This is a genomic window from Lutibacter sp., from assembly GCF_013041805.1.
Classification (GTDB): Bacteria; Bacteroidota; Bacteroidia; order Flavobacteriales; family Flavobacteriaceae; genus Lutibacter.
This window is the reverse complement of the sequence record NZ_JABDRI010000044.1, coordinates 1-12,664: the sequence shown is the minus strand read 5'-3', so window position 1 is coordinate 12,664 and position 12,664 is coordinate 1. Positions and strand designations below refer to the sequence as shown.

At 30.4% G+C, this 12,664-nt stretch carries 8 protein-coding genes; 5 read left to right on the top strand and 3 right to left on the bottom strand.

The genetic code is table 11. The features are described 5' to 3' along the window. Positions 1–215, bottom strand: a 215-nt coding sequence (locus HKP59_RS06455; protein WP_291804676.1) for a hypothetical protein, incomplete at its 3' end; no start/stop codon positions are given. A gap of 261 nt (positions 216–476) precedes the next feature. Next, positions 477–1,769 (bottom strand): aminopeptidase P family protein, encoded by a 1,293-nt coding sequence (locus HKP59_RS06450; RefSeq protein ID WP_291804674.1) that lies wholly within the window; start codon positions 1,767–1,769, stop codon positions 477–479. A 167-nt stretch (positions 1,770–1,936) separates the two neighbouring features. On the opposite strand from HKP59_RS06450, the gene HKP59_RS06445 reads away from it, so the two are divergent. The 5 genes from HKP59_RS06445 (at position 1,937) to HKP59_RS06425 (ending at position 9,064) form a co-directional block, all read left to right on the top strand. Then, positions 1,937–2,791, top strand: a complete 855-nt coding sequence (locus HKP59_RS06445) for a ChaN family lipoprotein (RefSeq protein ID WP_291804672.1) — start codon at positions 1,937–1,939, stop codon at positions 2,789–2,791. Between the two features lie 98 nt (positions 2,792–2,889). Beyond that, entirely contained in the window at positions 2,890–4,131 is a 1,242-nt protein-coding gene (locus HKP59_RS06440) for an ATP-binding protein (protein WP_291804669.1), read from the top strand. Then, positions 4,128–5,183 (top strand): response regulator, encoded by a 1,056-nt coding sequence (locus tag HKP59_RS06435; protein WP_291804665.1) that lies wholly within the window; start codon positions 4,128–4,130, stop codon positions 5,181–5,183. Before HKP59_RS06440 ends, HKP59_RS06435 begins: the two co-directional genes overlap by 4 nt. A 110-nt stretch (positions 5,184–5,293) precedes the next feature. Further along, entirely contained in the window at positions 5,294–6,121 is an 828-nt protein-coding gene (locus HKP59_RS06430) for a universal stress protein (protein ID WP_291804663.1), read from the top strand. 162 nt (positions 6,122–6,283) lie between these two features. Next, positions 6,284–9,064, top strand: a complete 2,781-nt coding sequence (locus HKP59_RS06425; protein ID WP_291804661.1) for a glycosyl hydrolase — start codon at positions 6,284–6,286, stop codon at positions 9,062–9,064. A gap of 56 nt (positions 9,065–9,120) precedes the next feature. On the opposite strand, the gene HKP59_RS06420 is transcribed toward HKP59_RS06425, so the two are convergent. Then, on the bottom strand, positions 9,121–12,375 hold the full coding sequence (locus HKP59_RS06420; RefSeq protein ID WP_291804659.1) for a hypothetical protein: 3,255 nt from the start codon (positions 12,373–12,375) through the stop codon (positions 9,121–9,123). Positions 12,376–12,664: the final 289 nt, after the last annotated feature.

The following is a 12,664-nucleotide window of genomic DNA, read 5'->3' as shown; positions in this document are numbered from 1 at the left end:
TTTTTTGCTTTTGCAGTATACGCATCTGCATAAATAGTAGCTTTTGAATTATTTATATTATATTCAAAAGAGGCATTTAATTCTTTAAATGTTTTTGTTTTTAAAGAATCTGGAATATAGAATAGATGAGAGTTTTGGGTATAAACTAGCTGTCCAAATAGATAAAATATTAGCAGTAGTGTTTTTTTATTAATTGAATAAAATGATAAAATCAATTTTGGGGCTAATTATAATTTTATAATAAAGATACAAAGTTATTGATTATAATCGCTAATTAAGTCTAGATTTATAAATCTAGAGCAGTATAGTTTTTTAATTTCAATAAAGCATTCTAAATTTGTTGAGAGAATTTTAAGAAAGTTTATTAAGTTTATAAAAGGGCTAATAAACTTATAAATTTAATGTGGGTGAATTTGCTATGAAAAAAAACTCGAAACAATTGTTTCGAGTTTTTTATTTTCAGAACTATTGTTTTATTAAGAGTTCATTAAATCTTCAATTTCCTCAACTTCAATAGGAATATTTTTCATAAGATTTAAAGGTTTGCCTTTTTCTTGAACAATCACATCATCTTCAATTCTAATTCCCATATTTTCTTCAGGAATATAAATACCTGGTTCAACAGTAAAAACCATATTTGCTTTCATAGGTAATTTAAGTTGACCATAATCATGGGTGTCTAACCCCATATGATGAGATGTTCCGTGCATAAAGTATTTTTTATACGCAGGCCAATTTGGGTCTTCATTTTGAACATCGGCTTTATCAATTAATCCTAAACCTAATAATTCTGAAGACATGAACTTACCTACTTCTTTTTGATATTCTGCCCACAATACCCCAGGAGAAAGCATTTTAGTTGCTTCATTTTTTACTCTTAAAACGGCATTATAAACAGCTTTTTGTCTATCAGTAAAACGTCCGTTTACAGGAATTGTTCGTGTCATATCACTTGAATAATTTGCGTATTCTGCACCAACATCCATTAATAACATATCACCATCTTTACATTCTTTATTGTTTTCTATATAATGCAAAACACAAGCGCTATAACCAGAGGCTATAATTGGGGTATATGCAAAACCTTTTGAGCGATTTCTTAAAAATTCATGCATAAATTCAGCTTCAATTTCATATTCCATAATACCCGGTTTTATAAAAGGCAAAACTCTTCTAAACCCTTTGTTGGTTAAATCACAGGCAGTTTGCATAATTTCGAGTTCTTCAGGTTCTTTTACACCACGAATTTCTTGTAATATTTGATTGCTCTTTTCCCATTTATGTGCAGGAAAATCAGCTTTACATTTTTTTATAAATCGATCTTCACGAGATTCTAATTCTACAGCTTGGCGGTAATGTTCATTTGTATTAAAATAAATTGTTTCTGCTTCAGTCATTAAATCAAAAAATACTTTATTAAATTCTGAAAGCCAATAAATTGTTTTTATTCCTGAAACATTTTGAGCTTCTTCTTTTGAGTATTTTGCACCATACCAAATTTCAATAAGTTTACTGGTTTCGGTTAAAAATAATATTTCACGATGATTTTCATCAATCGCATCAGGGAAAAGCAATAAAATACTATCTTCCTGATCGGCACCACTTAAATAAAAAATATCACTGTGTTGTTCAAAAGGCAACGTACTATCTGAACCAGTTGTAAATATATCGTTAGAATTAAAGACTGCGATAGATTTAGGTTTCATGTGAGACGTAAATTTTGCTCTATTTTTTATAAAAAGTTGATTATTAATTGGATGGTACTTCATCGTTCAATGATTTAAATTATTAAAATAAGATATGAAAGACCTAAAACAATAGCTATAAAAACTATATTTAGGCTCGCTAAATTCATAATCGTTAAATTTAGCATTAATTTTAATAACAAAGTTATAAATTTGCCAATAACCTAACCTTAAAAAATCAATAATTATTTATGAAAAAATTAATTGTATTTCTATTTTTTGTATCATTTTCAACTGTCTTGTTATCCCAAAATAAACCAGCTTATAAATTATATAATGCAAAAGGAGCTAAAGTTTCGTATAAAAAGATGCTTAAAAAAATGAGTAAAGCTGATATTGTTTTGTTTGGTGAACATCATAATAATCCAATAGTTCATTGGTTGCAATACGAAACTACAGTAGGTTTAAGTGAGGATAGAGCTTTAATGTTAGGGGCTGAAATGATTGAAGCTGACAACCAAAAACAGTTAAATCAATATTTAGCTGATGAAATAGATCAAAAAGCATTTGATACCGTTGCAAGGCTCTGGAACAATCATTCTACTGATTATAAACCTATAGTTGATTTTGCGAAAGAAAATAATTTAAAATTTGTTGCAGCAAATATTCCAAGAAGATATGCAAGTGAAGTTTTTAGAGGTGGTTTTGAAGCCTTAGAAAAACTCTCTAATGAAGAAAAATCTTGGATAGCTCCGTTGCCAATTAAGTATGATGCAACATTACCAGGTTATGTTAAAATGAAGGAAATGATGGGAGGTCACGGCGGTGATAATTTACCAAAAGCGCAAGCCATTAAGGATGCAACAATGGCTCATTTTATTTTAAAGAACAGAAAAGAGAATAATCTTTTTATTCATTACAATGGCTCTTACCATTCAGATGATTATGAAGGGATTAACTGGTATTTAAAGCAGGCGCAACCGACTATTAAAATAATTACAGTAAGCGTAGTTGAACAGGAAAACTTAAAAAAGCTAGAAAAAGAAAATAAATTGAAAGCTGATTTTATTATTGTAGTTCCGCCAACTATGACCAAAACGTATTAAATTTATTCAAATATCACTTGTAAAAATTTAGTTAAAAATTTAAGGTGTAATTAAATTTTTATTATTTTCGACATTACTAATAACTAAAAAAAATACTATTGCCCAACTTATTTCATGAAAGCGAATTTGTTTTCAATGTATTATATGAAGCAGTCTCAGAGGGAGTAATTGTTGTTGATGAAAATCAGATAATTGTTGCTGCAAATTCTGCTGCAGAAAAAATGTTTGGATATGTCAAAGGTGAACTCTATGAGCAACACTTAAATATACTTATTCCTCCAAATGTACACAAGGCTCACTCTATGAAAGGAGGGCATTATGATACTTTTTACAAGCAGTCTTCTGCTAGGCAAATGGGAATAAATAAAGATTTGTCTGGGGTTCGAAAAAATGGAAATACTTTTCCAATTGAAGTTGGGTTAAATCCTTTTGAACTTCATAGCAAAAAATTTGTGATGTCAATATTAATTGATATCACAAATCGAAAAAAATCTGAAGATAAAATAATTGAGTTAAATGCTAAATTAGAAGAAAAAATCTCAACTAGAACTATTGAGCTTCATAAAACGGTTTCCGACTTAAAAGGTGAAATTGATAAAAGAGTAAAAGCCGAATCTAAATTAAAAAGAGCTCTTAAAAAGGAAAAAGAGTTAAACGAATTAAAAACTAAATTTTTATCGTTAGTATCTCATGAATTTAAAACACCATTAAGTGGAATCTTAAACGCTTCTGTGCTAATTGGAAAGTATACAACCTCTGAAATGCAAAGTAAAAGAGATAAACATTTATTAACCATAAAAAATAAAGTGTATTATTTAAATGGTATTTTAAATGATTTTTTATCTATTGAGCGACTTGAATCTGGAAAAGTAAAATATAAGCTTACTAATTTTAAACTTAGTAAAGTTGTAAATGAGGTGGTTTATAACGCAAATATGCTATTAAAAAGTGGTCAACGTATCAATTACCCATTAAATATCGACGATTTAACTATTTATCAGGATGAGAAAATAATTGAGTTGGTACTATCTAACTTATTGAATAATGCTATTAAATATTCACCTGAAAACACCACGATTGATTTTAAAATAAAATTAAAATCAAATCAATATATTTTTGAAATTCAAGATCAGGGAATAGGAATTCCTTTCGAAGATCAAAAGCATATATTTGAGCGTTACTTTAGAGCTGAAAATGCTTTGACAAATGAAGGAACAGGAATTGGCTTGAATATTGTAAAAGGACATTTGGAAAGCTTAGGAGGTTCTATTGAATTTATAAGTGTAAAAGATAAAGGAACAACATTCACAGTAAAATTACCATTAATAAAATCACAATGAAAACAATATTAATTATTGAGGACGATATAGTTTTAAGAGAAACTACTGCAGAAATATTAGAGTTAGAAAATTATAAAGTAGTAACAGCTTCAAATGGTAAAAGAGGAGCTGAGCAGGCGAGAATAATGTTGCCAGATTTAATATTGTGTGATATTATGATGCCTGAAATGGATGGGTATGAGCTACTAGATATTCTATCTAAGGATGAAAAAACCAAACGTATCCCTTTTATTTTTATGTCGGCTAAAACAGAGGTAAAAGACGTTAGAAAAGGAATGGATTTAGGTGCAGATGATTATCTTACAAAACCTGTTAGTGAAGAACTATTGCTAAGCGCAATTAGTAGTAGGCTTGCTAAATTTGCTCTTTTAAAAGAAGAAATTGCTACTCAAGAAACTATTGATGAGGAAAATTTTATAAACGACATTGAAAATATAGAAGACCTTAAAAATTATTTCTGTGATTATGGTGTTTCAAAAAACTACAAAAAAGGAGAAGTAATTTATAAAGAAGGAGAATATTCAAATAATGTATATTTAATTTATAAAGGAAAAATTAAAAGCTTTAAAATTGATGAATTTGGCAAAGAATTAATTTTAAATATTCATAAAGGAGATGATTTATTAGGATTGTCTGCTATTATTGATAATTCTCATTATTATGAGTCTATTATGGCTATGGAAAACATAGAAATTATTCATGTTTCGAAAAATACCTTATTAAAAATACTAGAGAACAACCACAAGTTAACTTTAGAAATATTTCAATTAATTAATGAAAACTTAACTGAAGTTAAAGAGCAGCTTTTACAAATGGCTTACGGATCTATGAGAAGAAAAACCGCACAAACTATTCTAAAATTTGCTAATTTAATGGGTAATAATCCTTCGAATAGTATTAACATCTCTCGAAGAGATTTAGCAGGAGTTGCAGGTATTGCTACTGAAAGTTTAATAAGAACACTTACAGATTTTAAAAAGAAAGGTATTCTAGAAATAGAAGGAAGAAACATTAGAATTCTAGACCTTGATAAATTAGAGTCAATTAATTAGATTATTGCTAATTTTCTTCTAAAAAAATAATCAATTCCTCGTAAAATCACTGACTTATGTCATTTATTCTTAAAACACCATTGTTTAAGTTTGTATGAATAATAATGGCAATGAAGAATATTTTAATTTTAACTGATTTTTCAAACAACTCTTGGAATTCAATAATGTATGCACTTTCTCTTTTTAAAGAGCAAAGATGTAATTTCTATTTATTGAATGGAGAGAATAATTATGATGAAAATTTCAATGAAAATTATTCAAATTTAGCGGTAGCTAAAAACAAAAAAGATACAAAAGCAGCGTTCAATAAATTAACAAAAAAAATTGTTGAATCCCCTTTAAGAGGGAGCCATAAATTTTTTCCAATTATTGAAGAAAGAGATGTTATAGAAGCCGCGAGGTTCCAAATTAAAGATAAAAAAATTGATTTAGTCGTAATTGGAACAAATGGATTATCATATACGGGAAGACGAAATAACATAAGTCCAATAGCTGAAGACATTATTACAAAGTTAAAATCATCTATTTTAGTTGTTCCTTTTGAAGCTCACTTTAAAGAATTAAATCAAATTGCTGTTCCAACAGATTATACAAATTTTAGTGAAGGAAAGTTATTGCAAAATACTATCGGTTTAGTAAAATCTCATAAAGCAACAACTAACTTTGTTTATATGGCTAAAAAGAATGATAAATTAGACAAAGAACAACAATGGAATAAAGAGGCCTTGCATGATTATTTTTTAGATCAACCACATCGTTTTCATGTTGAAGTAAATGAAAATTTTGAATTAGCAATAGAAAAAATTATAGATACTAATGGTGTAGATTTAATAGTAATGCCAGCTAAAAATTTAAATTTATTTGAGCAAATATTATTTAGACCCAAAATGCAAAATATCAAGTATTATTTCAAAACTCCTTTTTTAGTGCTTCACTAACAACACAAGTTAAGTTGAATTTGAAAAAATTCCCAAAACACATTTATTTATGAAAAATTTATAAAGCTATTTCTAGCTTAACCTAATATATTATAATAAATTTGAATGAAATGAATATGTGAATGTCAAGTATTTAATTCAACTAAACTCAAATTTTATTTTATGAAAAAATCATTCTTATTTTTCAGTTTGTTATTCTTATCGTTAATAATAAACGCTCAAAGTTCTATAGTTCAAAATGTTCCTTTCACAAATATTGGCCCCTCAATTATGAGCGGACGTATTGTAGCTATCGATGTAAATCCGAATAACCCAATTGAATTTTATGCGGCTTATGCATCTGGAGGTTTATGGTATACTAATAATAATGGAACTTCATTTTCTCCTATTGCAGATAATGCTCCAACTCAAAATATGGGTGCTATTGCTGTAGATTGGGAGCATGGAACTATTTGGATAGGAACAGGAGAAAGCAATTCTTCAAGATCTTCTTATGCTGGAATTGGAATGTTAAAAAGCACTGACAAAGGGAATTCTTGGCAACATGTTGGTTTAGAAGATTCTCAACATATAGGAAAAATTATTATTAATAAAAATAACCCAGACGAGGTTGTTGTTGGTGTAATTGGACATTTATATACTCCAAATGCTGAACGCGGTATTTATAAAACAACTGATGGAGGAAAAACGTGGAAGAATGTATTATTTATAAATGAAAATACTGGAGTAATTGATATTAGTGTATCACCAACAAACCCTAATATTTTATACGCTGCTTCTTGGGAACGTGAAAGAAAAGCTTGGAATTTTGATGGTGATGGTGAAAATTCGGGAATTTATAAAAGTGAAGATGCAGGTACTTCTTGGACAAAAATCACCTCTGAAGATAGAGGCTTCCCAACAGGAAGTGGTATTGGAAGAATTGGATTAGCCACATATAATGATACTATAATTTACGCCTTATTAGACAATCAGTTTACAAGACCAGAAGAAAAAAAGAAAAAAGTAATTGGTTATATAAAAGATAATTTTAGAGATATGAGTCAGGATGCTTTCTTAAAATTGGATGATAAAAAACTAAACGCATTTTTGAAAGATAATAATTTCCCTAAAAAATATACTGCGGAAAACGTAAAGCAGTCAGTTAAAAAAGGAAAAATAAAACCTATAGATTTAGTAACCTATTTAGAAGATGCAAATTATGTACTGTTAAATTCTGAGGTTATTGGAGCGGAATTGTACAAATCTGAAGATGGAGGTAAAACATGGAAGAAAACGCATAAGGATTATTTGGATGGTGTATATAGTTCTTATGGATATTATTTTGGAACTATTGGAGTAAATACATCCAATCAAAACAAAATTTATATAGGAGGTGTTCCTTTATTAAAATCTGATGATGGTGGTAAAACTTTTAAAGCAATTGGAAAAGAGAATGTCCATTCAGATCATCAAGCAATATGGGTGAATTCAAAATTAGAAGGGCATTTAATAAATGGTAACGATGGTGGTTTAAACATTACGTATGATGATGGTGAAAATTGGATAAAAAACAATGCACAATCGGTTGGACAATTTTATTCGGTAAATGTTGATAACCAAAAACCATACAATGTTTATGGTGGTTTGCAAGATAACGGTGTTTGGTTTGGACCAAGTAATTACAAGGCCTCAAAAAATTGGGAAGATAGCGGACAATATCCCTATAAAATGATTGGAGGAGGAGATGGAATGCAAGTTCAAATTGACAGTAGGGACCATAATGTGATGTATTCAGGGTCTCAATTTGGTTATTATTACAGAGTAAATTTAAAAACAGAAGATTATTTGGATATTCATCCAACGCACGAATTAGGAGATTCACCTTATCGTTATAATTGGCAAACACCAATACTATTATCACCACATAACCAAGATATTTTGTATATGGGAGCTAATAAATTACTACGATCTATGGATAAAGGTGAAACTTTTGTTGTGATTTCGGGTGATTTAACAACTGGGGGAAAAAAAGGAAATGTTGCTTATGGGACTTTGACCACTATATCTGAAAGCGCTTTCCAATTTGGACTCATATACGTTGGAAGTGATGATGGGTATATACATATAACTAAAAATGGAGGAGGAACTTGGGAAAGGATTTCAGATAATTTACCGAAAGATTTATGGGTGTCAAGAGTCATTGCTTCCCAACACCAAAAAGAGCGTGTATATGCAACACTTAATGGATATAGAAATGATGATTTCAAACCATATATTTTTGTAAGTGAAGATTTTGGAAAAACTTGGAAAAACATTATGAGCAATTTACCAAACAGTTCAATAAATGTTATAAAAGAAGATAATGAAGATGAAAATATGCTATATGTTGGAACGGATAATGGAGTGTATGTTTCTTTCGATAGAGGCGATAATTGGCATTTATTTTCTAATGGATTACCAAAAGTTGCAGTACATGATTTAGTGATTCAAAATGAAGCTAAAGATTTAGTGATTGGTACACACGGGCGATCAATTTACAAAGCATCTGTTGCTCCACTGCAACATTATAATACGATAAAAAATGAGGCAATTACTCTTTTTGAAATTCCTTCAATTCAATATTCTTCTCGTTGGGGTAGCGCTTGGAATAAATGGATTAAACCTTACGAGCCAAGTGCTACAATTCCATACTATGTGATGAATTCAGGAAAATATGTGGTTGAAGTTTTAACTGAAGATAGTACTAACTTAATGAGTTTTAATATCAATGCAGTAAAAGGATATAATTATTTTGATTATGACTTGTCAGTAACCGAAGACCGTGTTACTAATTATTTCTTCAAAAATGATATATCGGTAAAACAAGCAAAAAATGAAAAATATTATCTACCTAAAGGAAACTATATCATAAAAATTTCTGGGGATAGACAAAGTGCTGAGCAAGAGTTTATAATTAAGTAAAGCTTCTAAGAAATATAAAAAACGCCCAATTTTTAAGTTGGGCGTTTTTTTATCCTTTAATATTTAAGTTCTTCAACTTCTTTAAAGGGAGAAAGGTGTAAACTTTCCATTGATTTTTGGTAATTTACCCAATCTGTTTTATAAAATTCATTGATTTTAGCGATTACATCAATTACTTTTTTGTCTGCATTTTTAACCAAAGTTAATTCTGTTGCTCCTGGTTTTTGAAGAAGAGAACTCACATATCTTCTTGCTAAAAACAAATAAGAAACAGTGCTTGGAAATTCAGTCGCCGTAATACCTTGCCTTTTATCCTCTTTTCCTAACAAATCATCTAATAAACCATTAATAGTTTTTAAAATTTCATCTTGAGAGTCAAGGAGCTCTTTTTGATTTTTAATGGTAGATTGGTCTTTAATTCGCTTTTTATAATCGTTTGCAATTTCTTTTGAAGTTAATAAGTGCTGAGTTGCTTCTCCTGCTACAGCTGATTTCGCTTCTATCTCTTTTAACAAATCATATTTACTTTTTAAAACTTCTAAAGGCATTTCTACTCTAGGATCATAAGCAACATCAATGGTTTCGGTAGCAGTTTCATTTCCATAATGAATTTTTATGGTATAAGTTCCTGGTAAAACAGTAACTCCACGAGGTTCTCTCGAATTATTTTTCACAATCCTTCTTGATGGACCTATTTTTCCTTTTTCTTCCATACCCCAATACATTCTATGAATACCATTTTCTTTTGGAGCTTTGTTTTTTATACTCCTAATCAATTCATTTTTTTTGTTATAAACTTCAAAGAATATTGAGTCAAACTTCACTGCTGGTTTTTCGGATTTTACTTCAGCTATTTTCGAAGCTTCCTTTTTCGATTTCTTTTTATTTTTTACTGAAATTTCTTCAGATGCTTTTAGCTCAGGTTTGTGAATACTATAGCTAATCATAGCGCCTCTTGCTCTATTTTCCCCATTAAAAATTGCATTTGCTCCAAACCTAGTTCCAGAAGGTTGTTGAGTTTGTGTAATAAATGCAGGAGGAGGTGTAAATAAATGTAGTGGTTTATTTAATACTTGAGCACCTTCTTTTGCTAAAGCTCTAAAAGGTCTAATATCATCTAAAACATAAACAGCACGCCCAAAAGTACCTATAATTAAATCGTGTTCACGAGGATGAATTGCTAAATCCATGGTAGAAACCGTTGGAAAATCATTGGTATATTTTGTCCAAGTTTCTCCTTCATCTATACTCACATGCAAACCATATTCAGTACCTAAAAATAATAAGTTAGGCTCTTCTAAATCTTGAATTACTGAAAGGGTATAGCCAAAAGTTTCTGACTTGTTTTCGAGTAAATTAACCCAAGTTTTACCATAATCTTTCGTCCTAAATAAATAAGGTTTAAAATCAAACTGACGATAATTATTGACTACTACATATGCTTCTCCTTTGTTGAATTTTGAAGCTCTAATTTGAGGAATCCAAGCTTCTTTTGGCATTCCTTTTATATTTGGAGTCACATTTTCCCAGGTTGAACCTCCGTCAAGCGTTATTTGAACATTTCCATCATCGGTTCCAACCCACATCAAGTTTTCATCAATTGAGCTTGGTTCAATTGCTAAAATGGTACAATGATTTTCCGCACCAGTGGCATCCATGGTAATACCACCACTTTCGTGTTGTTTTTGCTTTTCTTTATTATTTGTTGTTAAATCTGGTGAAATAATTTCCCAAGTAAAACCTTTGTTTGTTGATTTGTGAACAAACTGACTTCCGAAATAAATAGTTTCATTATCAAAAGGATTCATTGCAATTGCTGAGTTCCAATTAAAACGAAGTTTTACGTCAGGATTCGGATGCGTTGGTCTTATACCTTTTGAATTCCCTGTTTTTCTATCATAGCGACCTACATTTCCTTGTTGAGACATCCCATATCCATATCTAGAATTTTTAGGATCTGGAATTACGTCAAATCCATCACCAAACATTAATTCTTGCCAATAAGAGTTGCGTATTCCTTGATCTTTTAATACATAAGCTGGCCCAATCCAAGAGCCATTATCTTGTAAACCACCATAAACATTGTAAGGAAATTCCATATCTACGTTGATATGATAAAATTGTGCTAAAGGTAAATTTTCTACAAAACGCCATGTTTTACCTCTATCTCTTGTAATATTTAAACCACCATCATTACCATCAATCATGTAATTTGGATCTGTTGGGTGAATCCACCAAGCATGATGATCAGGATGAACACCTTTTGAAGTTCCATAGGCAGGCATTAATTGTTTGAAGGATTTACCTCCATCTTCACTCACATTCACATACGTAAATACGGAATAGATTCTGTTTTCATTAATTGGATCAACATAGATATCAGAATAATAAAACGGTCTATTTCCAATTCCGTCAGGACCTCTTCCACTTGATTTATCATTAACCATCTTCCAAGTGATTCCTCCATCTTCGGATTTGTATAGAGCATTTTTTTTAGCTTCAACAAGGGCATATACAAATTTTGGATTGCTTGGTGCAATAGCTAAGCCAATTCTCCCTAAATTTCCTTTTGGAAGGCCATCTTTATCAGTTAGTTTTTTCCAATTTTCGCCACCATCATATGTGATATACATTCCAGAACCTCCGCCACCTGATTTAAAGGTCCATGGTTTACGCTGATGTTCCCACATTGCAACAATTAACTTGTTTGGATTTGATGGGTCAACTACTAAATCAGCAACACCTGTTCTATTGTTTACAAACAATGATTGTTCCCAAGTTTTTCCACCATCAGTTGTTTTATAAAGTCCACGTTCTGCGTGTTCACCCCAAGGAGAACCTATCGCTCCAACATATACTGTGTTTGGATTGTCTTTATCAATAATAATTTTATGAATATTTCTAGTTTTTTCTAGCCCCATCAATTTCCAAGTTTTCCCGGCATCTAAGCTTTTATATAGGCCATAACCACCCGTTAAGCTATTTCTAGGATTTCCTTCTCCAGATCCAGCCCAAATAACATCAGGATTGCTTTGTTGAATTGCAACAGCACCAATTGATGCGACAGCTTGATCGTCAAAAATTGGTTTCCAATCAATACCACCACTTTCAGATTTCCATAAACCACCTGAAGCGGTTCCCGCATAAATAATATCGGGTTCATTGGTAACCACATCAATTGCTGTTACTCTCCCGCTCATTCCGGCAGGTCCAATGGATCGAGGTTTTAAATTTTTAAATTTTTCTAAATCTAATTGCTGAGAAAATGCAAGAGATGAGATGAAAAGTGTTAGTAAGATTAGTTTCTTCATTAGGTATGATTTTTGAATAATTTTTAAAATTATAAAATTGAATTGCAAGATATGTTAAAGTTTTGATAAAATAGTCTCTTTTTCAATGGTGCAATTGTTACACTAAAACAAAAAACAACCATCAAGTGATGGTTGTTTTTTGTTAAATAAAAAGCTTAAACATATTATTTAGACAAGCATTTAGATCTGTTGTATTCAAAATTCATACGTGTAATGTCTAGCAATTGTATTTCTTGAGGGCAAACCATAGCACATGCACCTGTATTAGAACAACTACCAAAACCTTCTT